This is a genomic window from Lactobacillus sp. wkB10 (assembly GCF_000760615.1).
In the GTDB taxonomy this organism is placed as follows: Bacteria; Bacillota; Bacilli; order Lactobacillales; family Lactobacillaceae; genus Lactobacillus; species Lactobacillus huangpiensis.
The window spans coordinates 1-23005 of record NZ_JRJB01000002.1 but is presented as its reverse complement, the minus strand read 5'-3'; the positions used below and the strand labels follow the sequence as shown (position 1 = coordinate 23005).

24 protein-coding genes are annotated in these 23005 nt (G+C 35.3%); 20 read left to right on the top strand and 4 right to left on the bottom strand.

The annotated features are described in order from the left end of the window. Positions 1-24 precede the first annotated feature (24 nt). From LACWKB10_RS01515 to scrK, 13 genes are all read left to right on the top strand, one after another. Positions 25-1215: an MFS transporter gene (locus LACWKB10_RS01515; protein WP_034977921.1), complete on the top strand. Its 1191-nt coding sequence runs from the start codon at positions 25-27 to the stop codon at positions 1213-1215. A 121-nt stretch (positions 1216-1336) separates the two neighbouring features. Beyond that, positions 1337-1741 carry a DUF1934 domain-containing protein gene (locus LACWKB10_RS01510; protein ID WP_034977918.1) on the top strand — a complete coding sequence of 135 codons (405 nt, stop codon included), beginning with the start codon at positions 1337-1339 and terminating at the stop codon, positions 1739-1741. 46 nt (positions 1742-1787) lie between these two features. Next, positions 1788-2342: a DNA-directed RNA polymerase subunit delta gene (gene rpoE, locus LACWKB10_RS01505; protein ID WP_034977915.1), complete on the top strand. Its 555-nt coding sequence runs from the start codon at positions 1788-1790 to the stop codon at positions 2340-2342. Positions 2343-2467: 125 nt separating this feature from the next. Further along, positions 2468-4087: a CTP synthase gene (locus LACWKB10_RS01500; protein ID WP_034977913.1), complete on the top strand. Its 1620-nt coding sequence runs from the start codon at positions 2468-2470 to the stop codon at positions 4085-4087. A gap of 129 nt (positions 4088-4216) precedes the next feature. Continuing rightward, a complete protein-coding gene (locus tag LACWKB10_RS01495; RefSeq protein WP_034977910.1) occupies positions 4217-5491 on the top strand; it encodes a UDP-N-acetylglucosamine 1-carboxyvinyltransferase in 1275 nt (424 codons plus the stop codon). A 296-nt stretch (positions 5492-5787) separates the two neighbouring features. Next, on the top strand, positions 5788-8526 hold the full coding sequence (locus LACWKB10_RS10360; RefSeq protein WP_034977908.1) for a sigma 54-interacting transcriptional regulator: 2739 nt from the start codon (positions 5788-5790) through the stop codon (positions 8524-8526). 131 nt (positions 8527-8657) lie between these two features. Further along, complete coding sequence (locus LACWKB10_RS01485) at positions 8658-9431, top strand: PTS sugar transporter subunit IIC (protein WP_034977905.1); 774 nt, start codon at positions 8658-8660, stop codon at positions 9429-9431. Then, the gene (locus LACWKB10_RS01480) at positions 9424-10212 is read left to right on the top strand and encodes a PTS system mannose/fructose/sorbose family transporter subunit IID (protein WP_034977902.1); all 789 of its coding nucleotides are present in this window, start codon (positions 9424-9426) and stop codon (positions 10210-10212) included. Before LACWKB10_RS01485 ends, LACWKB10_RS01480 begins: the two co-directional genes overlap by 8 nt. Before the next feature lie 11 nt (positions 10213-10223). After that, positions 10224-10712: a PTS sugar transporter subunit IIB gene (locus LACWKB10_RS01475; RefSeq protein WP_034977899.1), complete on the top strand. Its 489-nt coding sequence runs from the start codon at positions 10224-10226 to the stop codon at positions 10710-10712. A gap of 16 nt (positions 10713-10728) precedes the next feature. Continuing rightward, a complete protein-coding gene (locus tag LACWKB10_RS01470) occupies positions 10729-11139 on the top strand; it encodes a PTS sugar transporter subunit IIA (protein ID WP_034977896.1) in 411 nt (136 codons plus the stop codon). A 17-nt stretch (positions 11140-11156) separates the two neighbouring features. Further along, entirely contained in the window at positions 11157-12566 is a 1410-nt protein-coding gene (locus tag LACWKB10_RS01465) for a GH32 C-terminal domain-containing protein (protein WP_034977893.1), read from the top strand. A gap of 15 nt (positions 12567-12581) precedes the next feature. After that, the gene (locus LACWKB10_RS01460; protein ID WP_034977891.1) at positions 12582-12959 is read left to right on the top strand and encodes a VOC family protein; all 378 of its coding nucleotides are present in this window, start codon (positions 12582-12584) and stop codon (positions 12957-12959) included. A 127-nt stretch (positions 12960-13086) separates the two neighbouring features. Then, positions 13087-13959, top strand: coding sequence for a fructokinase ScrK (scrK, locus tag LACWKB10_RS01455; RefSeq protein ID WP_034977887.1), 873 nt, complete (start codon positions 13087-13089; stop codon positions 13957-13959). A 68-nt stretch (positions 13960-14027) separates the two neighbouring features. Here scrK and LACWKB10_RS01450 read toward each other — a convergent pair whose 3' ends face one another. The 4 genes from LACWKB10_RS01450 to LACWKB10_RS01435 form a co-directional block, all read right to left on the bottom strand. Further along, a complete protein-coding gene (locus tag LACWKB10_RS01450; protein ID WP_034977884.1) occupies positions 14028-14738 on the bottom strand; it encodes a GntR family transcriptional regulator in 711 nt (236 codons plus the stop codon). Positions 14739-15092: 354 nt separating this feature from the next. Continuing rightward, entirely contained in the window at positions 15093-15905 is an 813-nt protein-coding gene (locus tag LACWKB10_RS01445; RefSeq protein ID WP_034977883.1) for a PTS system mannose/fructose/sorbose family transporter subunit IID, read from the bottom strand. 16 nt (positions 15906-15921) lie between these two features. Further along, the gene (locus LACWKB10_RS01440) at positions 15922-16662 is read right to left on the bottom strand and encodes a PTS sugar transporter subunit IIC (protein WP_052060235.1); all 741 of its coding nucleotides are present in this window, start codon (positions 16660-16662) and stop codon (positions 15922-15924) included. Between the two features lie 36 nt (positions 16663-16698). Continuing rightward, positions 16699-17157: a PTS sugar transporter subunit IIB gene (locus LACWKB10_RS01435; protein WP_052060234.1), complete on the bottom strand. Its 459-nt coding sequence runs from the start codon at positions 17155-17157 to the stop codon at positions 16699-16701. Between the two features lie 147 nt (positions 17158-17304). Here LACWKB10_RS01435 and LACWKB10_RS01430 point away from each other — a divergent pair, with 147 nt between their 5' ends. From LACWKB10_RS01430 to LACWKB10_RS01400, 7 genes are all read left to right on the top strand, one after another. After that, positions 17305-18318, top strand: coding sequence for an SIS domain-containing protein (locus LACWKB10_RS01430; protein ID WP_034977880.1), 1014 nt, complete (start codon positions 17305-17307; stop codon positions 18316-18318). 66 nt (positions 18319-18384) lie between these two features. Further along, the gene (locus LACWKB10_RS01425; RefSeq protein WP_052060233.1) at positions 18385-18804 is read left to right on the top strand and encodes a PTS sugar transporter subunit IIA; all 420 of its coding nucleotides are present in this window, start codon (positions 18385-18387) and stop codon (positions 18802-18804) included. An 18-nt stretch (positions 18805-18822) separates the two neighbouring features. Beyond that, positions 18823-19293, top strand: a complete 471-nt coding sequence (locus tag LACWKB10_RS01420) for a PTS sugar transporter subunit IIB (protein WP_034977875.1) — start codon at positions 18823-18825, stop codon at positions 19291-19293. A 23-nt stretch (positions 19294-19316) separates the two neighbouring features. Then, positions 19317-20105, top strand: coding sequence for a PTS sugar transporter subunit IIC (locus tag LACWKB10_RS01415; protein WP_034977873.1), 789 nt, complete (start codon positions 19317-19319; stop codon positions 20103-20105). Continuing rightward, complete coding sequence (locus LACWKB10_RS01410) at positions 20095-20922, top strand: PTS system mannose/fructose/sorbose family transporter subunit IID (RefSeq protein WP_152560547.1); 828 nt, start codon at positions 20095-20097, stop codon at positions 20920-20922. The genes LACWKB10_RS01415 and LACWKB10_RS01410 overlap by 11 nt, the downstream gene beginning before the upstream one ends. Positions 20923-20939: 17 nt before the next feature. Beyond that, a complete protein-coding gene (locus LACWKB10_RS01405; RefSeq protein ID WP_034977869.1) occupies positions 20940-21938 on the top strand; it encodes an SIS domain-containing protein in 999 nt (332 codons plus the stop codon). A 17-nt stretch (positions 21939-21955) separates the two neighbouring features. Then, positions 21956-22822, top strand: a complete 867-nt coding sequence (locus tag LACWKB10_RS01400; RefSeq protein WP_034977868.1) for a PfkB family carbohydrate kinase — start codon at positions 21956-21958, stop codon at positions 22820-22822. Positions 22823-23005: the final 183 nt, after the last annotated feature.

Below are 23005 nucleotides of genomic sequence, written 5' to 3'. Positions count from 1 at the left end.
AACTAGTGCGAAACGAGAAAAATTATGTTAGAGAAAAAACCATACTTATTGTCACGCTTAGTTAGTGGCTTGGGCAACTCGCTTTATGGCATGGTTTTTATTTGGTGGATCCAAATTCAAACCAAAAGTTCGACTGTGGTTGGCATTACTAATGCTATTTTCACAATAACTGCTGCTCTTTCTATTTTTTACGGTCCTTTTATTGACAGTCACTCTTTCAAGAAAACCAGCATCTATTCTATGGTGATTCAAGTAATCTTACTTTTTATGCTTACAGCTGTGATTATTTATTTTAGCCAAAGTTATATTTTAGCCATTATTATTGCTGGATTACTATCAATTTGTGATGAGTTTTTTAACCCGGCTGATCGCGCTATTTTAAAAGAATCTCTTCTGGATGAAAGAGAAATGACCAGTATTATTTCCAAGATTAATATCGTGGATCAACTGGTAAATGTTGGTGGTACTGCACTTTCTGGTGCATTACTGGCTTTTATGGCAAGCGGAGACATTATTTTAGCTTGTGCCTGCTTGAGTTTACTGGGGCTTTTATTGTTAATTGCAGCTCTGAGAAAAATACCTATTCATAATGCAGTTAAAGAAAAAGAAAGCCAGGCAGAAGGTCTAATTAAATATTGGCAAAAGATTTTCAGTGGCTACAGTTACATTAAGAAAAATGCCTTTTTATTGCACTATCTTTGGTCCGGCTTGCTTTATTCGTTTGCACAACCTGCAATGATTTTAATTTTACCCCGTATAGCCGCAAAAGCGGGGCAGCCGGCACTTTATAGTACTTTCTACATATGCATACTGGCGGGAATAATACTGGGAGCCATAATAGCCGGCAAAATGAAAGCAAGAATTATAACAGTTGGCTGGGCCTGGACAATTAGTGCCATACCGCTTATTTTAATGTTGTTTTCTTTAAAAAACATGGTACTTCTTTGTATATTACTTTTTCTTTTTGGTCCTGCTACCAGTATTCATAATGTTCTCGCAGAATCTGTCATTCAGACTTCCACAGCAGATAATTATTTAGGGCGCGTCTTAACCACAGTCAGAACTTTTGCCAATATTGGTGGCCCCATTTCGTCTGTTGTTTCGGGTATAATTCTTGATCATGTTGGTGAAAAATTTATTATTGCTCTTTGTGCGATCTTAATTATAATAGGTGGCATAAATATTTTGCTGGCAAGACCTAAAAAAACTAATTAAAGTAATTGCTGGCTTAAAAAAATAATTTGATTTATAATATTTTTTGCTAAAATTAAGTAAAAAATCAAGACATATTTGTCAATCAACATGGTTGGCTTTTTTATTACAAAGAATCAAGTATATGACTAAAGTAAAAATCGATTTTACTAGCAAAATAATCCAAGGCAAAGAAAGTGAAACTTTCAAGAAAAAAGCTGATGGCGAGTTAATTGAATCTGCAGGTAATACCAGAGTTTCTTATTTGGAAGATGACAAAATTCCCGTTAAGATATTAATTAAAGAAGATAATGTGATTATTAGGCGGGGAACTGACAGAAATAACTACTCGCAACTCCATTTTGTTGTTGGTGAGCGCAAAGACTGTCGCTATGTCGCTCAAGGTTATCAAATGGATCTCCAAAGCACGACTGAATTTATTAAATTTTTCCCTAAAAATGATGGTTCAAGAGAACTTCAGATTGAATATAACCTATATAGTGGTCTATACTTAATAGGTAATTATGCCGTCACATTGATTTTTACTTGAACGCCTAGTAAAATAAGAAAGACTGTTTAAGAGAGAGGAATACATTGTGGGATTAAACGACTTTAAAAATAAAAATCGCAATGAATTATCAATGATTGAAGTTGCTCGCGCAATTTTAGAAGATAACAATAAGAGAATGGCTTTTGCCGATATTGTTAATGCAGTGCAAAAGTACTTAGACGTCAGCGATGAAGAAATAAGGGAACGTTTGCCCCAATTCTACACTGACATGAATACCGATGGTGAATTCATTTCGATGGGTGAAAATGTGTGGGCTCTGCGTTCATGGTTTCCTTATGAATCTGTAGATGAAGAGGTTAATCACCCTGAAGACGAAGATGAAGAAGATACTCGGACGCACCATAAGAAAGTTAATGCCTTTTTAGCGAGTGCTACAGGTAGCGATGATATCATTGATTATGATAATGATGATCCGGAAGACGAAGACTTGGATGCCACTGCTGATGATGAGCCGGATGATTTTGACGATGACGATGAATATGTCAACACCGATGACGACGATGATGAAGACTTGCCAGATGGCATTGAGGGTCAGCTGTCTGAATTGAATGATGATGAAGACGACGATGATGACGAATAATTTTCTTGACTTTGCGTCCTAAAATAGATAGTATTTTATTTGGGCACGTTATGTGCGTTTAAGCTCCCGTGAGGGAGCTTTTTTATTTTTGATTATTCTTATTTTTTGCAAAGGAGTTTGGGCTAATGACAAAATATATCTTCGTTACTGGCGGTGTCGTTTCTTCACTAGGTAAGGGCATCACTGCCTCTAGCTTAGGTCGATTATTAAAAAACCGCGGTTTAAAGGTGACAATGCAAAAGTTTGATCCTTACATTAACATTGACCCCGGAACAATGAATCCCTACCAACACGGGGAAGTGTTTGTCACTGATGATGGTACTGAGGCAGACCTTGACTTAGGTCACTACGAAAGAATTGTTGACGTACGCACGAGCAAATATTCGAATGTTACTACCGGTAAAATTTATAAAGAAGTGCTAGAAAAAGAGCGGCGCGGGGACTATCATGGTGCCACTGTGCAAGTCATTCCTCATATTACAGACATGATTAAGCAAAAGATCATGCGCGCAGGTCTGACAACTGATTCTGATGTTGTCATTTCAGAAATTGGTGGTACTGTTGGTGATATCGAATCAACTCCTTTTATGGAAGCTATTAGACAAATGCGGCGTGAGGTAGGCGAAGAAAATGTAATGTATATTCATTGTACGTTAGTGCCTTATTTACACGCAGCCCAAGAAATGAAGACTAAGCCGACCCAACATTCAGTTGCTGAATTGCGTAGTATTGGTATTCAACCTAACATGTTGGTTTTGCGTGCAGAAATGCCAATTGATCAAGAGCACAAAGATAAAATTTCTAACTTTACTGATGTGCCGGTTGACCGCATTATTGAATCAATTAACGCACCATCCCTTTTTGACCTGCCGTTAGCTTTCCAAAAACAAGGGATGGACCAAAAAGTGTGTGACTTCTTACATCTCAAGAGCCCTAAGGATGAAGCTGATATGGCGGAATGGCAAAGGCTTGATGAACGGGTTAAAAATTTACAACACACTACCACGATTACTCTTGTTGGCAAGTATGTTGAACTTGAGGATGCCTACATTTCAGTTACAGACGCGTTAAAGCATGCTGGTTACGCCTACAATACTGATGTTAAAATTAATAAGGTGCAAGCAGAAGACGTGACTGAAGACAATATTGCTGATTACATGCAAGGATCAGACGGTTTAATCGTTCCTGGCGGCTTTGGTTCGCGCGGCTTTGAAGGTATGATTACTGCTATTAAATATGCTCGGGAAAATGATATTCCATTTTTAGGCGTTTGTCTGGGGATGCAGATGGCAACAGTCGAATTTGCGCGTGATGTTTTGGGTTATCAAGATGCTAACACCACTGAAGCAGATCCTAAGACTAAGCATAATGTTATTGACATTATGGCCGACAAACGTGATGAAGAAAATATCGGCGGAACCTTGCGTTTAGGTCTTTATCCTGCAACTTTGAAGAAGGGGACAAAGACTGCTGCTGCTTATGACAATCAAGATGTTATTCAGGAACGTCACCGTCACCGTTACGAATTTAATAATGAATATCGTGAAGACTTTGAAAAGGCTGGTATGACTTTTGCCGGAGTTTCCCCGGATAATCATTTAGTTGAAATTATTGAATTGACTAAAAATAAATTCTTTATCGCTGCCCAATATCACCCAGAATTTTTGAGTCGACCTCAAAGACCGGAAGGTCTATACAAAGCATTTATTGGTGCTGCCAGTGGTCTTCCTGAAGAAAAGCTTTAATTGGCATATTTGGATAATACAAAAACCAGATTTTTGAGCTGGGGAAGACGAAGGTCTTCTCTTGTTTTTTCTGTTAAATTCCTATAACATTATTATGACTAAACGAAATAGAAAAGGATTTTTTCGCCAATGAAGCAAATGATAATTCATGGTGGAAAGCCCCTGCAGGGTGATGTCTGGATTGGTGGTGCCAAAAACTCGACTGTTGCATTGATTCCAGCATCAATTTTGTCGCGTACACCAGTAACTTTGGAAGGCGTTCCAAGGATTGCCGATGTTGACAACTTAATGGATCTGTTAAATGAAATGAATGTCGTAAGTGATTTTCACAACACGACGTTGTGCATTAATCCAGAACACATTAAGATGAGCCCATTGCCAAGTGGTAAAATCAAGAGTTTACGTGCTTCCTATTACTTTATGGGAGCCCTTCTTGGTCGTTTTGGTAAGGCTGTTGTGGGCTTCCCTGGTGGAGATGATATTGGTCCCCGCCCCATCGATCAACATATTAAGGGATTTGAAGCCTTAGGCGCCTGTGTAAAAAATGAGAATGATCAAATAAAAATTACTTCACCTGCAGATGGACTGCATGGTGCTACAATTCATTTGGCAATGCCCTCGGTGGGTGCCACAATGAACATAATTATGGCATCTGTTACTGCTCAAGGACAAACTATTATTGATAATGCTGCTAAAGAACCTGAAATAATTGATTTAGCCACATTTTTGAACAATATGGGTGCAGTTATCAGAGGTGCTGGGACCGATTCTATTAGGATTGAGGGTGTTGAGCGTCTTGAAGCTAAGACTCCCCACACAATTATTCCTGATCGAATAGAAGCCGGAACTTATATCTCTCTTGCTGGTTGTATTGGCAACGGCATCTGCATTCATAATATTATTGAAGAACACCTTGATTCTTACTTAGCTAAAGTAGAAGAAATGGGAGTGGTAATTGATGCAACAGAGGATTCGCTTTATGTTTATCCCGCTGGTGATTTAAAAATGACCCAAATTCGGACCTCTTCTTATCCGGGATTTGCGACAGATTTGCAGCAGCCGGTAACACCGCTTTTGCTTTCTGCTAAGTCCGGTGAAGGTGTCATCATTGACCAAATTTACCCCAAAAGAATTGGACACATTGAGCAATTACGCAAAATGGGTGCGGATATTAAGGTTGAAGATAATATTATTTTGGTTCATCCTACTGCTAAACTCCATGGTACTACGGTTTCAGCTGGCGAAATTCGCGCAGGAGCATGTTTAATGATAGCCGGTTTAATGGCCGATGGTGTAACCACTATTAATAATGCTGGTAATATTTTACGAGGATATGATCGTGTCCAAGAAAAATTGCGACTGCTTGGGGCTGATGTAAAAATTCAGGATGTGTCTGAAAAGTAATAAGCCGGTGAGCTATCAAATAAGAATATTTTATAAATAAAAGATTTGGGATTTTCGAGTCTCAAGTCTTTTTTGCTTTCACACTAATTCTCTCCTCTTCACACTAAAGAAATCAGAAAATTTTTTTGCCGACTACTATTCATCCAAAATTAGTTAAAGGAGACAAAAGAATTCTTATTAGCTATGATTCACAGTTTTTAGAAGTAAAAAAAGCTCTGAAGAATTAATAAAGTTAAGTTACAATGACGTTTGTAGGTATTTGCGGTTTAACAAATTGTTTAAATATAGAGGTCAACATGCTAAAAGATGAAATTTTACGTTATTTGGATGCTAAAACCAAAACAATTGATTTGCAAGAATTAGATGAGGATTTAACAGCTGGTGGAGTTGCCAAGGCTTTGAAGGCAAAGCGCAATACGGTTAGTTTGTATTTAAACCAACTAACAAAAGAACAAAAATTAGTCAAAATTGAAACTAGACCTGTGCATTTTATTCATAAGGTAGAGTTTGAAAAGAGTAATTTCCATTTAAAGAGAAATATCTATCATTCTGCTTCAGATATTGAACGAGAAAATGATAATGGAGATATTTTAAAAAATCTTACCCAAATAAATCCTAGCCTGAAAGAAAGTATAGAACGGGTGCGAGCGGCCATTTTATATCCAAATGGCGGTTTGCCTTTGCTTATAACTGGTGAAAGTGGAACTGGTAAAAGTTATTTAGTTGGTTTAATCAATCAATTTTGTCGGACACAAAAGCTCATTGAGGCCAATGCTCCATTCATTACTGTAAATTGTGCCCAGTATGCAGATAATCCAGAATTATTAACCAGTAATTTATTTGGTTATAAAAAAGGAGCTTTTACCGGCGCAGATTTTGATCATGATGGCGCTTTCGTCGAAGCAGATGGTGGTATTCTCTTTTTGGATGAAGTTCATAGATTGGGGTCAAAGGGACAAGAAAAACTTTTTACATATCTTGATCAAGGGATTGTGTATCCGGTAGGGGAAACGCAAAAAGGCAAAAAAGTGAATGTCAGATTATGCTTTGCCACCACGGCAGACCTTGATACTAATTTTTTGACTACTTTTATGCGCCGAATTCCAGTTAAAATTACTCTGCCACCGCTAAGTCAAAGAAGCAGAGAGGAACGACAAAATCTAGTTTTCACTTTACTTAAAAATGAGCAGAAAAAAATTAGAAAGACCCTTAATGTAAGTAGTCAGGTTTTGAAAATGCTCGCCAATTATGAACCTACAGGCAATATTGGTGATTTAAAGAATGCAATTAAATTAACAATTGCAAGAGCAAATGCAGAGAATAAAAGCAAAAAGGCAATCTCAATTACGACTTCATTTTTACCAGATGAAGTTTTGAGTAACAGTAAGATTGATACCTATCATGCGCAGAGCAGTTCAATTGTAATTAATAATGATACTGAATTGGAAGACTTAATAGCACGTAACACATCAGAAAAAAAGGTTTTTCTGAATAGTTTAAAAAGAATACTATCGATTTATGTGCAAAATAGCCATGATTTACATAAGTGCGAATCAAAACTGAAACAGATTGTTTATCAGTTATTTGATACATTGCTTTTTGAAAAAGATAATAGTAAACAAATTCCTTTTTTATCTTATGTTATTGAAAGCGTCAAAAGACTATTTGACCAGTTAAAAAATGCATATCAGTTAAAAATTAGTGGCAATGCAATTTATGCTGTTAGCTATTATTTATTTGAAAGACAAAAAATTCGTTTAGATAATACAGAATTGAAAAACATGCAGGATTTGATTCAACTTAATAAGGATGTACAGCAGAGATATTCTGATGTTTACCAGTATGTTACTCGCCTGATAACTTTGATTAAGGATAATCTTGATATTGATCTAAATAAAATTGATTATATTTTATTAACTATCTATCTGAATAAATTAGAAATAATTACTAAAACGGGTTTAATTAAAGCAATTGTCATTGCCCATGGCTACGCCACAGCGGGTAGTATTGCCAATGTTGTTAATAGATTGCTTAATGCACACACTTTAGATGCATTTGACATGCCAATTAATGTCAGTACCCAACAAATAGCTAACCAAATTATTGATTATAGTGAAAATAATGATATTTCACATGGGCTAGTTATTTTAGTAGATATGGGATCTTTAAAAGAAATAGAAAAACTCTTTCCCCGTCAGATAAATGCTCCGATTTTGCTAATGAACAATGTTTCTACTCCACTGGCTCTAGAAGTAGGAGAGAGTATTTTAAAGAAACGCAGTTTTAGAGAAATAAGTGAAAATGCTAGAAAAATAAGTCAACTGGATATTAAATTAACATATCCTGCAAAAAATAAGACTAAAGCAATATTGACCACTTGCTATTCAGGAATAGGAACTGCCACGCACGTTGCTCGACTGCTGGGACGCTGCCTGCCATCGACGAAAAAAATTAAAATTATTCCTTATGATTTTCAGGCTTTGCAAGATGCCCATAAAGTTGAGGTAATCAAAAGAATGTATGACATTGTGGGAATCATAGGCACTGAAAATCCCGAAATTGAAGGGATTGATTTCATTCTTTTGGAAAAAATATTATCTGATAATGGGACTGAAGAATTAAAAAAATGGCTTGCAGGTTTATTTTCAAATGATGAAATTAATACTATTTCAAATAATTTAGTCAAAAATTTTTCTTTAGAACAAACAATCAACATGGTTACTATTTTGGATGCACCAAAAGTTATTGAAAATATTACTATTTTTATTCAAGAACTTGAACGGCAATTTTCATTAGCACTATCAAACCAAAAGAAATTTACGCTATACGTTCATGTTAGCTATTTGATTGAGCGGTTAATCAGGAAGGAAGAAAATAATTTAAATCCAGAGTTTGAAGAACAATTTGCAAAGGAGCATGGTCAGGACCTTGAAAAAATTAATTCCGCATTTAGTGTGATAAAGGATAATTATAGTGTGAAAATTCCCAGGTCAGAGTTAATCTATGTTGATCAAATAATATTTAACAGACAATAAAACCAGGTTTCAACTGCATTATTGGGTTGTTTATTTTTCTCTTGCAATCTTGGCACAGTTATTGCTAAGTAACTTTTGGAGCGAAGTAAATTTAATTTGATTGTTTACTATTTTTCGAGAAGGAGAGAAAAATGCTATTACGTAATATTTTAATCGTGATATACGGTTTTATAATCAACTTTGATAAAGAGGGACCTAAGCTTGGAATTTCTCAACCAGTTGTTGCTGGCTTAATTGCAGGTTTGATTATGGGTAATGTAGAAACAGGACTATATATTGGTGGTACCCTGCAGTTAATGACACTTGGAATTACCAGTTTTGGTGGCGCTTCTGTTCCTGATTATCAGACAGCAGCTTTAATTGGTACTTACTTAGCTATCGCAACAAAGCAGTCTGCTGCAATTGGTATCACACTTGCGATTCCAATTGCCTTGCTCATCGTTCAGGTTGATGTTCTAAAATGGTCAGCAAATATTTTTTGTCAACAGAAGGCCGAAAAGTATGCCGATCAGGGAAATTACCGCATGATTAACTGGATGCAGTATCTTGCTACATTGTTTACCAGTTTTGTTTCCGGTATTCCTGTTCTTTTAACAGTAATTTTAGGACCTAAAATTGTTGGTAGCTTCATTAATTATATTCCTGCTTGGCTTTCAGGCGGTCTTAAGACTGCTGCAGGGATATTGCCAGCAGTTGGTATTGGAATGCTATTGCAGTATTTACCGACCAGAGATTACTTCTCATATTTGATTATTGGCTTTGTTTTAGCAATTTATTTAAAGATGCCGATTATCGGTATTTCCTTAATTGGTTTTGCCATTGCGTTAATCCTATATAAAAATCAATCAAAAAAACAAAGTACAACTGAAGAAACTGTAAATGGGGGATCTAACGAAGATGAGTAAAATGAAAAACATTTATAGAAAAGTAATGAATCGCTGGATAGTATTCGGCGCAACATCATTAAACTATGAAAAATATGAAGGTCTAGGGTATACATATGCTATGTTGCCTTTCATTGAAGAAAATTATCAAGATGATCCAGAGGGTAAGAAGACCGCTATTAAAACCCAGCTGCAATTCTTTAACACTACCCCATACACAGCACCATTTATTATGGGTGTTGATGTAGGTATGGAAGAAAAAGGCAAAACTGAATCACTTGAAGCAGTAAGTGCTTTAAAGACTGGATTAATGGGGCCTTTAGCTGGTATAGGAGACAGCTTGTTTGTCACTATTCCTTGGACTATTTTTGGCGCAATCGCTGCTAATATGGCACTACATGGTAATGCTTTTGGCTGTATTATGTGGGTTGTTGCTTCAATATTATTACGTCTAACAGCTTATCCATTATTTAATGTAGGGTATAAATCTGGAACCAAAATGCTTTCCTCATTAAATACCACTTTAAAAGCTCTGACAAACGCAGCATCTGTGCTGGGACTAATGGTTGTTGGTGCCTTAGCTGCAACTATGGTTAAGGTTAATTTGGCATTTACCTTTAAACAGGGAAAGCTGACAATGACTGGAAACAGCATATTAGATCAGATTATGCCTGGGTTGTTGCCTGCAGCTGTTGTTGCTCTTATATATTACCTGCTTGGTAAAAAGGTAAAACCTCTTTACGTAATTCTAATTGTACTGGTTGTTTCTGTAGCGTTGAATGCTATGCATATTTTAGCTTAGAGGTAAGCAAGATGACAGAAAGCATGGAAGGAATTATTCACGTTAGAATTGATGATCGTATGATTCATGGTCAAGTGGCTACTCAGTGGAGTGGTCGGTTGAATGCTACGAGAATCATGGTAATTAACGATAATATTGTAAATGACGAAATGCGTAAAACAGTTGTGAGACTTGCTGCACCTGCTAATGTTAGTACATCAATTTTAGGCAGACAAAAGGCTTTAAATAATATTAAAAGTGGAAAATACAAAGGACAACGTGTTTTACTAATTTGTGTTTCCCCGATGGATGTCAATTATTTGATTGATAATGGTTTACCAATTAATTCCGTAAACGTTGGCAATCTAGCTCAGCGTGACGGAACTGAACGTGTCCGCCCCTCAATTAATGTAACCCCAGAAGAGAAAGAGTCATTTAAAAAATTGATAGACCGCGGAGTTGAAGTCACGGTAATACCTACACCACAGAGTCCTACTGTCTATTTAAAAGATTATATTTAAAAAGGATTTGAATTTAATGTTTAATGTTATCGTCGCTACACATGGTAATCTTGCTACCGAGTTTGAAAAAGTTTTAAAATCCTTTTTTGGTAAAATAGATCAATTAAAAGTTGTCAATCTAGGTGATCAGGGAATAAACGCTTTTTCTCAAAAAATTGATCAAGTTATTACACCCTGTGTAAATGAACCGACAATCATATTTTGTGATATTGCAGGTGGAACTCCCTTTAATGAGTTAGCAAAAAGAAGTATAAATTGGCATAATCAATTTGCATTATTTGGCGGAGTAAACTTGCCAATACTCGTGGAAACATTAAATATGAGGATGCAGGGAAAAGGCATAAACGAAGTTATTGAAAAAATCACTTCTATGTCTGCCTTAATCAGGTTTGATATGAAAAATGCCAAAAAGGCTGAAGACGAATAGAGGAAAATGTATTAGATATGCAAAAAATATTTTATAAACCAAAAGATCGTTGGTTTGGAGATTGTATGCCTTTTTTTAATGAGAAAGACCAAACTTTCTACCTGTTTCACCAAAGAGATACACGTAAGCCTGAACCTTTAACTGATCCTTTTGGCTGGTCACTCGTAACTACTAAAGATTTTGTGAATTTCAAGGATTATGGAGAAGTTTTACCAAAAGGTTCTCATGATTCTGCAGATCAATTTATATATGCCGGTAGTATTACTGAGGGTAAAGATAAAAAAATAGCTTTTTATACCGGACATAACCGTCAGGCAAAATTAGCTAAAAAAACTTCAGAAATTTTGATGTCTGCTACCAGTAAAGATTTAATTCATTGGAATAAAATTGGCCAAGCCAGCAGTCTAGTACCACAAGATGGTTATGATCATAATGATTGGCGTGATCCAGTTGTAGTTTATTCTCAAAAAAAGCAATCATACATTTTGGTTTTAGGTGCAAGACTTCCAAGTGATAAAAAGAAACCGACAGGAAGATTAGTTTACTTTGAATCTCCAGATATGAAAAACTGGACATTTAAAGGAGATTTTTGGACACCTAATGAGTTCAATATGATTGAAATGCCAGATTTATTTGAAATAGGAGAAAATTGGTACCTTTTATTTTCAGAGTATTCAGAGGATAAGCGGACAAAGTATAGAATTAGTCAACATTTATTTGGTAACTGGCATTCGTTAAACGATGAGTTCTTTGATGGTAAAGCATATTATGCTGCCAGATCAGTTGGCAATGAAAAAGTAGGTCGATATTTGAGTGGCTGGGTAGCAACAAAAGAGAATAATGATGATCTTGGTAATTGGGATTGGGGTGGAGCTTTTGTGCCTCATCAGATTGTTCAAAGAAAAGATAAGACATTGGGTGTGACCTTGCCACAAACAATAATTGATAACTTTGCAAAAGTTGAAATTATTCCATCTTTTGAGATGGGAGAAGCCAACGGTAAAAAAGAGCATACTGTAATTAATGAAGTTCCGGAACAGTTCTTAGTTGAAGCACGAGTCGAAGTATTAGAAGATACTAAAGAATTTGGCATAAAAGCTTTTGTTAACGATGACACTAGAGAAGGTTATCAGTATAAAGTTTCTAAGCCTGAACATGCACTTAAATTTTCCAGAACTCCAAATTATCCGTGGCCACAATATTTTGATATTGGTTTAGAGCGTCCACTTTCACTTGAAAAGGGTAAAACATATGACATTAAGTTAATCGTTGATGGTAGTATCATCATAATCTATATTAACAATATTGCTCTAAGTGCTAGAATGTATCATAAAACAGGAAAAGAGTTCAGCTTTTTTGTAAATGAAGGTAAAATTGCTGTTTCTAATGTTAAGTATTACACCGAATGGCGAGATACTGCTAGATAAGTTTGAGGTAATAAAATGATTTTTAATGGCTTGCAACATGTAGGCATTCCGACAAAAAAATTTGATGAGAGTGGAGATTTTTATCAAAGTTTAGGCTTTAAGTTGGTTAATACTGAAGATAATCAAGGGAGCCGAGTAGGATTTTACCAGTTAGGATCATTAATGCTGGAGAGTTGGGAATCTCCTCAAGAAGCACCGGAAAAAGTAGGAGCGATTAATCATATTGCACTTGATACAAACGATATAAATCGTGCATTTGCTGAAGTTCAAAAATTAAATGTACAGTTTGTTGAAAATGGAATTCAAAGTTTGCCTTATTGGGAAAATGGTATTAAGTATTTTAACTTCTACGGACCGAATAAAGAAATATTTGAAGTCTGCCAGAAGCTGTAATAATATTCAGGGTGTGCCTACTAAATAGTTGAAAGACTATTGGCAGGCTTTTATTTAAGAAAATTTTTTGGAGAATAGATTGAGGGTTATAATATCTAATATAAACAAAATAACTAAGGAGATATAAATGTTACTAGGATCAATTGAGGCCGGTGGTACAAAATTTGTATGTGCGGTCGGCAATGAGAATTATCAAATTAAGGATCAAACAACTTTTCCCACTACGACACCAGAGGAAACCTTACAAAAAACAGTAGATTACTTTAAGCAGTTTAAAGTTGATGCAATTGGAATTGCGTCTTTTGGACCAATTGAAGTTCGGAAAACGGCACCTAATTATGGCTTTATTACTGATACTCCCAAAAAAGGCTGGAGTAATACTGACTTTGTCGGGTTTTTGACTAAAACAATTAAGGTTCCAGTTTTCTTTACCACTGATGTTAATGGCTCTGCTTTTGGTGAATATGTAATGTCGCAGCTATCTAATGAAGATGTTGATTCACTCGTTTACTACACGATTGGCACTGGTGTCGGTGGCGGAGCTATTATTAACGGCAAGTTGGTAGGCTCTTTAGGTCATCCCGAAATGGGGCACGTTAAAGTTAAGCGCCATCCAGATGACTTGGATTTTGCTGGTGTTTGTCCTTTTCATAAAGATTGCTTGGAAGGTTTGGTTTCAGGTCCTACGTTTGAAGCACGTCTTAACAAATCTGGTAAAGATGTGCCGCTTTCCGATCCTGTGTGGGATATTATGAGCTACTATGTAGCACAGGCTGCCTTGCAAGTCACTTTAATTTTACGCCCGGATAAAATTGTCTTTGGCGGCGGCGTTACCAGTGAAAAGTTTCTTGAAAAAGTACGGCGTGATTTTGCGACATTATTGAATGATTATGTCCACGTGCCACCATTAGAAAAATATATAACAATGCCGGAAATCAGTAATAATGGTTCTGCGACTGTTGGTGATTTTGCTTTGGCAAAAAGATTATTAAGAGAATAACTCTAATAAAAAATGTTCTTGAACGTTTTACGTTTAAGAACATTTTTTGCTTTCTGTGATTATCAAATCTAGCAAACAGTACTTTCAAATTTTACTTTGTAGGCAGGATATCTTGACTCCTCGTATTCAAATGGAATACCTTTTTTGGTATAACCTATGCTGGTAAATTTTAAAATTGGTTCACTTTTATCTATCTTTAAATAAAGATAGTCGGGTGATTCCTCTCTAACGACTTCAATTGTACGCTTAGCTTTGTCTAATTGAAGGCCACTATCTTTTAGAGTAGTAAATAAAGATTTTTCACTGAAATCTTGATTTATTAAGTTACCATCAAATTTTAGTGGGATGTAAGATCTGGCAACACACATTGGTGTTTCTTTTATATAACGTATTCTTGACAAAACAAAAATTGGATCGCCTTTTTCAAGATTTAGCTTTTTAGCGATATTTTCATCCGCATATTCTACTGATTGCTGTAAAACTTTTGAAGAAGTTGGTTTTTGCTGGTGTTCGGCATCTTCAAAAAAGCCAATAAATGTACTTAGCTCATGATCTACATATTTATCTTGGCCAGATGCAGTTTGATTAATTATATAGCCTCGACCATAGTCTTTAGTTATCAGACCATCTTGTTCTAATGAAGTTAAGGCCTTTCTGATAGTTGGCCGGCTTACTTTATATTTTTCTGATAAACTTCTTTCAGAAGGAATTAAACCGGTTTTGTCTGCCACTTTAATGTATTGATTGAAAATCTTTTCTTTAATTTGTTTATATATCATTAATAACCACACCCAATGTGAGTATAAATTTTGGAACCTGGTCCCAGTTCTGTAACTTGTAGAATTATATAACAAGCATAGCTACTGACAAAACTGTTAGTTCAAATAAACTAACTAATTTTATTTAATTTTAGCAAAATTTCTTATATATTTAAGTGTATACTTTAATAATAGGTCATAGCAAGATAACTAACTGTTACCTATTTTAATACTCTTTTTTTAAAATAAACTAATATAGTAAATATTAATTCTATCATATATAAGATTCATTTAGTGATTTCCAGTTGAACAAAGAAAAAATGTGTAAAACCGCAAATAATGCGTTTTGCACATTTTTTTATTAATAACAATTCTTTACTTTAGGATATTTAGATAAACTCCTGCAATAGCAAGAACGAAAATTCCTAAGATTAACCAGATTACCTTAACCTTTTTCTTTAACAGGTAATACATTAAAAAGGTTAATCCAAGGGGCAGCAGTCCAGGAAAGATATCATTAAGAATGTTTTGAACATTAATTGTGCCACCGGCAGTTTTAAATATTGCAGAAATTTTAAAGTTAACTAATGAAGAAGTCATGGAACCAATGGACATCAAACCAACAATAGAAGCAGCTAATGTAAATTTTTCAAGATAATTTCCTTCATAAGCTTTTTCCATTGCCTTGGCGCCCATGCTATAACCTAACCTTATTCCACCATAGCGGCCAATAAAGTGTAATGTAGTATAGATTAAAAAGTAGAGAATCGGTCCCAAAATATTACCTTGAGTAGCAAGAGAAAGACCAATTCCTGCAGCAATTACTCTAAATGTCCCCCAATATAAAGTATCTCCGATCCCTGCTACAGGACCCATCAACGCCGCTTTTAAGGAGGAAATTGCCTCAACGTTAAAATCTGGGTCAACAGAGTTTTCTTCTTCCAGGGCTAATGACATTCCCATAATAAATGTAGCTATGTGGGGAGTCGTATTAAAAAGAGCTGTATTTCGTAATGCAGATTCGTAGAGTTTATCATCATTGCCAGCATAAATCTTTTTAAGAGCTGGCAAAATTGAAAAAGTATAGCCCATTCCCTGCATGTCTGTATAAGATTCTGATCCTTGCAATGCAAAAGAGCGCCAGAATACCCGATTTAAATCCTTAACTGTTAATTTCTTTTTAGCCATAAAAAATCACCTCTATTTACTGTTGATTATTCTTTGCTGCATTATTTTTTTGAGTTATTAAAAGTGCAATTAGTAAAGCAAGTACTGAGACTCCAATTACCGGCATCTTTAAATATGAACTAAGAATGAAACCAATAAAGAAGTAAGGAGCAACTTTTTTATCCATCATCATTTGTATTAGCATTGCAAATCCAACTGCTGGAAGCAGACCGGCCGCGACTGAAAAAGAAGTCATTATCTTTGTTGGTAATAAAGCTATCAAAGATTGCGCAGCTTTTGTTCCCAGTTGAAGTACTAAAAAAGTCAAGATTCCAGAAGGCAATCTAAGAATTAATGGGAAAAAATGCCATCTTTGCATACTCTTAAAATTATGTCTTTTAATTGCGTCTCTGCCTTTTTTGATAGTGTAAGAGTTAAGTGTGAATGCCAACATGTTAAGTCCTTGAGCAACTATGGCAAACGGCATTGCTAAAGTTACCGCAACGTTGGTACTAGCACCACTTTGAATTGCTAAGGCCGTTGCGATTGCGCTGGCTACACCAACATCAGGTGGTAAGGCTGCACCAATTGTAACTATACCAATAAACATTGCCTCTAAAGCTGCACCAATGACAATGCCTTTTTGTAAATCGCCTAATATAAGACCCACGACAGGCCCAATAATAATAGGCCGATTCATCATTGATGCCCCGAGATATCTTTCATCAAGTTGCGAAATATAAGCAACAAGAGCTATAAGTAAATTTTTTAGTATCATTTAAATTCATCCCTTTCAACTTAATTTAGAATTAAATTAATAAAAATCTTTCTTCGAAGTTGGTGTGCCTTGAATGTAAATCTTAAAGCCATCTTTTTTTATCTCTTCTAATGCTGACTTTTCTTCTGGAGTTACATAAATAGATCCAGAAATTTTTTCTTTATTTTCACCACTTTTTAGGTTACCTAAGTTGATATCAAAATTTTCTTTTCCTTTTAGTTCTTTGACTATTTTGCTGGCATCAATCGGATTACCAATTACTACCATAACTTTACTTTCTTTTACCTCTTGGTATGTTTTAGCAAAATCTTTAGGATCAATTATTTTAGCTTCGACCCCCGACGGTTTGGCTAAAAGTAAAGCCATTTTTTGTAATTGATCATTAGCTGCTGTCTTGTCTACTGCTATGATTATGTCAGCGTTAGCTGCCTTAGACCAAGCCATTGCAACTTGCCCATGAATAAGACGGTCATCAATTCTGAATAGTGAAATCATGTTTTACTCCCTTCAATTTGTAATCGCTTACGAATTATATATTACCTTTGGTAAATAATAATGTCAACAAAATATTGACACATTGTAATATAAATGCTAATCTTTACTCGTAAAAGTTAACCAAAGGTAATTTTTAGGAGGAATAAAATGTTTAACTTTGATAAAAACAGATTTTTGAAGACTCAAACAGGGGCAGTAAAGCAAAAGGATAATATCAATAATATTATTGATGAATTACTACCTGAAATTGATAATATCTTCTTTATCGGCTCTGGTGGTGTGGGAATTTTGTTTGACTCTACTATTGAATTTGCAAGGACTAGAAGTGCTTTTCCATTTCAGCGGGTTTTAGCAGCTGAATTCATTGCATCTCCCAATAAAACTTTTTCAAGCAAATCATTAGTTGTTATTCCATCATTATCTGGAACAACTAAAGAAACATTGGAACTAGTTGATTTTTGTAATAAAAAGCATGTTAAAACATTGGCACTTGTTGGCAGTCCAAATACACCACTTGAAAAAGAGGCAACCTACACTGTTTATAATGACGTTTTGGATGACACGAGTTCCGAAAGTTATTATTTACAGGGCTTGATGATAGTTCTGCGAGTAATGCTAAAAAAGGGTGAAATTACAACTGAAAAATATGATTCCTATTTCCAAGATTTTGCCAAATTGCCTGAAGAATTATTAACAGTAAAACAACAGGCAGAACCTATGGCGAAAGAATTTGCTCAGAAATTTCAAGATACCCCATATCACATTATTACTGGTGCAGGTGATTCATTTACTGAAGCATATTATTACGGTATGTGTATTTTAGAAGAAATGCAGTGGGTAAAAACCAGACCTGTACAGGCTGCAGACTTTTTCCATGGAACACTGGAATTAGTTGAAAAGGGTGTTAGTGTCATTGTCTTTGAAGGAGAGGATTTTTCAAGACCAATTGTTGATCGTGTTCGTCACTTCTTACCAGAAGTTACAGATACTATTACTGTGATCGATACGAAAGACTATCAAATGGATATTTCAAATGAAACTAGAAAGATTATTTCCCCTATCGTATTAGCCACAATTTTGGAAAGAGTTAGTGCATATCTTTCAGATCAAAGAAAGCATCCCCTGACTGTTCGTAGGTATTACAAGAGAATCCCTTATTAATTTGATTAAAACCTCAGTTTTTAGTTAGTCAATTAATAAAGATCTAGTAAGGAGCCGATGGTAAAAATGAAAATTTTATGCATGAGTCATGGGACAATGGCACAAGGCGTTGTCCAGTCGGCCAAGATGATAGTTGGTGATGTAAAATTTCTCGATTACATCAATGCGTATGTAGATGGCAATGATGATATTGAAAAGAAGATAGTAGATTACTTAAATCAAAATCGTGGGCAAACTATTATAGTGTGTACTGATATCTTTGGTGGCAGCGTTAATAATAACTGGATGAAGTATTTGAATAAAGAGGGGAATCTGTATTTAATTGCTGGTTTATCTTTGCCTTTAATTATTGAATTAGTTTTAAAAATAGAACAAAAGTCTCAAGATAATATCAATAAAATTATAAAAAGATCAATCAAAAGCGCAAAAGACAGCGTTAAATTTTGCAATGAAATTAATCTTGATATTAAACGAGATGAATTTTAAAAAAGGAAGTAGAAAACAATGATTATTGGGACAAGGGTAGACCATAGACTTGTTCATGGGCAAGTTGCATTTTCTTGGATTTCTGCTATTGGCGCTAATTGTATTTTGGTTGCGAACGATGCAGCAGCAAATAATGATATGCAAATGACTGCATTAAAATTGGCAGCACCCCAGGGTGTAAAAGTCGTAGTTAAAACTATTGCTGATTCTGTTAATCAAATAAATTCAGGTGTTACTGATAAATATCGTCTCTTCATCGTTCTAAAAACGGTTAATGATGCTTACCAATTGTTAAGCGGTTGCCCACAAATAAAGGAACTTAATGTTGGCGGAACTAGTAAAACTGTTGGTTCTGTCCAAATAACCTCTTCAGTTTTTTTAAATGATAAAGATATATCTGATCTCAAACAATTAGCACAAAAAAACATAGAAATATTTGCCCAAATGGTACCAACAGATAAAAAAATAGATTTGATTAAACGGTTATAAATACTAAAAAGGAGGTTTGAAAAATGAACACATTGACTCAATCAATTTTGCTAGCCTTAATTACAGCTCTTGCTCCAGCCGACTGGTTAACTGGAACTAGTAACTTGTCTAGACCACTTGTTACTGGAGCACTAACTGGATTAGTTCTAGGCGATTTAAGGACTGGAATCATAATGGGTGCAACTATTGAACTGGCATTTATGGGCGCAATTACTATTGGCGCTTCTAGGCCGCCAGATGTTCCAGCTGGAGGAGTTTTGGGTACAGCCTTTGCAATATCAACAGGTAAGGGAGCTGGTTTTGCGATTACTTTAGCCTTTCCGGTTGCAGCACTGTATTTGATTATTGACAATTTATTAACGATTGTAATTTTACCTATATTCTTAAAGAAGGGCGATAAATATGCTGAACAAGGTGATAGTAGACATCTGAGCAGAATGAACATGTATGGTTTTATCACAGTCAAATGTATACCGAGAGCGATTTTTGTCGGGCTTGCTTTTTACTTAGGTGGCCCGGTAATGACAAAATTGCTCAATATGATCCCTGATTTTGTTCAAAATGGTATAAATGTTGCAGCTGGAATAATGCCAGCATTAGGTTTTGCTTTATTGTTGGAAATGATTTTAAAGAAAAATGTGGCGATTTACTTTGTACTTGGTTTTGCATTGTACAGTTATTTAAAAATACCAATTTTGGGAATTTCCATCTTTGCGTTCTGCCTAATGTACATTGTGCTGCATCTTGAAAATAAAATTGATGCTAATAAGTTAAATAATAATCCAGGAGGGGATGATGATAATGAGTTCTGATTCTGCTACAAAAGCCATTACTAGAAAAGATTTAAAAGGAATATTTTGGCGTTCTCTCACATTAGAAGCTTCTTGGAATTTTGAAAGACAACAAAATATGGGCTATAGCTATGCCATGAATAAGGTTCTAGACAAGTTATATCCAGAAAAAAAGCAACGAAGTGAGGCCCTTCAAAGGCATATGGCTTTTTTCAATTGCTCACCACCACTTTCTACGTTGGTAATGGGAATTACTACAGCAATGGAAGAAGAAAATGCCAAAAACCCAGATAATTTTGATCCGGAATCAATAAATAATGTTAAAGCTGCTTTGATGGGACCTCTTTCAGGAATCGGAGATTCATTCTTTTGGGGCACTTTAAGAATTTTAGCCACTGGCTTAGGAACTTCTTTTGCATTAAAAGGTAGTATCTTAGGTCCAATATTATTTTTGTTAGTCTACAACGTCCCCGCACTTTTAGTACGCTGGATTGGTTTAGTCAAAGGATATGACTTGGGAGCTTCAATGCTAAAGAGTGCCGAGTCTTCTGGTTTGCTTGAAAAATTTGCATATGGCGCATCAATTCTTGGTTTGATGGTTATTGGCGGAATGTCGGCAAGTATGGTAACAATCACCGTTGCAGGTAAGCTTGGTCAGGGAAATGATGCCCAAACATGGAACGCTATGATTAACGGTGTTTTACCGAATATGTTGCCTCTTGCGTGTGTGCTGTTTATTTATTGGTTATTAAAGAAAAAGGTATCAACAATTACTATATTAGTCGGAATTTTTGTATTCGGCATTTTAATGGCTTATTTAGGAATTTTAAAGGCATAGAAGAAAGGAAAACTGTAATGTTAAAGTTTGACGCTGAAAAGTTTGTAACTGAAGGGAAAAAAGCATATAGCTTACGGGCTGACATTGAACAAATTGCTCTGAAAGTGCAAAAAGAAGGAATTAGTAATATATTTTTCACTGCCTCTGGTGGTTCAAATGCTGTGATGCAGCCATTTAACTATTGGATGGAAAGTAAGTCATCAATTCCCAGCTATTTGCTGACAGCCGCAGACTTTTTAGCTGTAGGAAGTAAGAAACTAAACAAAAATAGTATAGTTATTCTACTTTCTAAATCAGGTGATACTAAGGAAACTGTTGCTTTAGCTGAAAAGATGGAACAATTGGGTGTACGAACTATTTCAATTGTTAACAAAGATAATACGCCACTAGCACAGCACTCAACATATGCCGTTAATACTTTTGGCTATCATCCTCAGGAATTAGCTTTTTATTTCTTGATTGGCAAAATTATGCAAGTGAATAATGAATTTAATGACTATGAAAAATTTGCTAATGAACTTAAGTCATTGCCAGAAGATATGAATGTTGTTGCCCAAGAGGTTGACAGTAAGGCAAAAGAATTTGCAGAAAAATATCAAAATGTCGACTATCAAATATGGGTTGGCTCTGGCGACCTGTGGGGAACGACATATAGTTATTCAATGTGTGTATTAGAAGAATCGCAATGGCTTAGAACCAAATCAGTTAGTTCACCTGAATTTTTTCATGGTACATTTGAATTGGTTGATAAAGATGTTCCAGTGGTGTTGCTTGAATCAGAAGGAGCGACGAGGCCACTAGACGAGCGAGTGGCTAACTTTGCTACTAAATATACAGACCAATTCACCAAGTTTGATATGAAAGAATTCACTTTACCCCATATTTCAGCGAAATTTAGACCAATAGTTGAGCCTTCAGTAATGTGGGCCGCTTTACGCAGAGTGAGTTTACATTTGGAAAATATTAGAAATCATCCTCTAACTAAGCGTCGCTATTATCGAGTGGTAGATTATTAGATAGTGAGCTGCTTAAGATGTCAAAGAAATACGTTGTCGGTTTGGGAGATAATGTAGTAGATTACTATCAAAACCAAAATGTAAAATATCCTGGGGGCAATGCAGTTAACTTTTCTGTTTTTGCACCAAAGCAACTTGTTGATTCATACTATGTTGGTAGTCTGGCAAAAGATGATGATGGGGAATTAATCTTAAATAGTTTAAAAGATGAAAACGTAAATACATCATTTTGCAATCGAATTAATGCCCAAACCGAAAAGACTTTTGTAAACATTGTGGATGGGGATCGTCAATTTATTGACAGTATAAGAGGTACCAGGCTATTGCCTTCACTAGATGAACCTGGTTTATTAAAAATGTTGGATTCGGCACTTGTAGTTTATAGTGCTTGCCATGCAAATTCTGAAAATGTTATTGCTAAACTTCACCAAAGAGGAATTATAATTGCCTATGATTTTTCCGAAATGGCCAAATATCATACTGCTGAATATTTAGATCAAGTAGCTAAAAATGTTGATATTGCGCAATTTTCTTTATCGGAAGCAAAAGCTGATGATTTGGAAAGAATATTAAAGCAATGTATTAAACTTAATACAACTTTGGTCTTATTTACAAATGGCGGTAAGCCTCCCTTGCTATTTGACTGTAATCACAGGAAAAAGTATGTTGGCCAAGTTAAATATGATCCAGCACCTATTGATACTATGGGTGCAGGAGATACTTTTTTTGCCAATTTAGTTGTCTATTTGCTCACTAAAACTAAAAACCTAAAAAATCTGTCAGAAGAAGATATAAATGAGAGTCTAACTAAAGCTGCTTTAGCTGCTGCTAAAACGATTAGACAAAAGGGATCATTTGGGCATGGCACCAAAATAACTAAATAAATCTGTAAATTTTGTTCTGTTATATTTTTAATGAAGTAAACATCAACCAATAAAAAAATAGTGTTATTAGATAACCCTCTAGATTAAATCTGTTCAATTGAAGTGCTCCATAATAGTTAGACATTAATCTGACTATTAGGAGCACTTTTTTCATGACTAAATATTCAACTACTTTGAAAATGG

Coding starts and splice junctions, on each gene's coding strand:
- scrK (WP_034977887.1), top strand. CDS start 13,087: ATGTTACTAGGATCAATTGAGGCCGGTGGTACAAAATTTGTATGTGCG.
- LACWKB10_RS01440 (WP_052060235.1), bottom strand. CDS start 16,662: ATGATACTAAAAAATTTACTTATAGCTCTTGTTGCTTATATTTCGCAA.
- LACWKB10_RS01435 (WP_052060234.1), bottom strand. CDS start 17,157: ATGATTTCACTATTCAGAATTGATGACCGTCTTATTCATGGGCAAGTT.
- LACWKB10_RS01430 (WP_034977880.1), top strand. CDS start 17,305: ATGTTTAACTTTGATAAAAACAGATTTTTGAAGACTCAAACAGGGGCA.
- LACWKB10_RS01420 (WP_034977875.1), top strand. CDS start 18,823: ATGATTATTGGGACAAGGGTAGACCATAGACTTGTTCATGGGCAAGTT.
- LACWKB10_RS01445 (WP_034977883.1), bottom strand. CDS start 15,905: ATGGCTAAAAAGAAATTAACAGTTAAGGATTTAAATCGGGTATTCTGG.
- LACWKB10_RS01515 (WP_034977921.1), top strand. CDS start 25: ATGTTAGAGAAAAAACCATACTTATTGTCACGCTTAGTTAGTGGCTTG.
- LACWKB10_RS01500 (WP_034977913.1), top strand. CDS start 2,468: ATGACAAAATATATCTTCGTTACTGGCGGTGTCGTTTCTTCACTAGGT.
- LACWKB10_RS01400 (WP_034977868.1), top strand. CDS start 21,956: ATGTCAAAGAAATACGTTGTCGGTTTGGGAGATAATGTAGTAGATTAC.
- LACWKB10_RS01460 (WP_034977891.1), top strand. CDS start 12,582: ATGATTTTTAATGGCTTGCAACATGTAGGCATTCCGACAAAAAAATTT.
- LACWKB10_RS01465 (WP_034977893.1), top strand. CDS start 11,157: ATGCAAAAAATATTTTATAAACCAAAAGATCGTTGGTTTGGAGATTGT.
- LACWKB10_RS01410 (WP_152560547.1), top strand. CDS start 20,095: ATGAGTTCTGATTCTGCTACAAAAGCCATTACTAGAAAAGATTTAAAA.
- LACWKB10_RS01450 (WP_034977884.1), bottom strand. CDS start 14,738: ATGATATATAAACAAATTAAAGAAAAGATTTTCAATCAATACATTAAA.
- LACWKB10_RS01510 (WP_034977918.1), top strand. CDS start 1,337: ATGACTAAAGTAAAAATCGATTTTACTAGCAAAATAATCCAAGGCAAA.
- LACWKB10_RS10360 (WP_034977908.1), top strand. CDS start 5,788: ATGCTAAAAGATGAAATTTTACGTTATTTGGATGCTAAAACCAAAACA.
- LACWKB10_RS01405 (WP_034977869.1), top strand. CDS start 20,940: ATGTTAAAGTTTGACGCTGAAAAGTTTGTAACTGAAGGGAAAAAAGCA.
- LACWKB10_RS01480 (WP_034977902.1), top strand. CDS start 9,424: ATGAGTAAAATGAAAAACATTTATAGAAAAGTAATGAATCGCTGGATA.
- LACWKB10_RS01495 (WP_034977910.1), top strand. CDS start 4,217: ATGAAGCAAATGATAATTCATGGTGGAAAGCCCCTGCAGGGTGATGTC.
- LACWKB10_RS01475 (WP_034977899.1), top strand. CDS start 10,224: ATGACAGAAAGCATGGAAGGAATTATTCACGTTAGAATTGATGATCGT.
- LACWKB10_RS01485 (WP_034977905.1), top strand. CDS start 8,658: ATGCTATTACGTAATATTTTAATCGTGATATACGGTTTTATAATCAAC.
- LACWKB10_RS01425 (WP_052060233.1), top strand. CDS start 18,385: ATGAAAATTTTATGCATGAGTCATGGGACAATGGCACAAGGCGTTGTC.
- LACWKB10_RS01470 (WP_034977896.1), top strand. CDS start 10,729: ATGTTTAATGTTATCGTCGCTACACATGGTAATCTTGCTACCGAGTTT.
- LACWKB10_RS01415 (WP_034977873.1), top strand. CDS start 19,317: ATGAACACATTGACTCAATCAATTTTGCTAGCCTTAATTACAGCTCTT.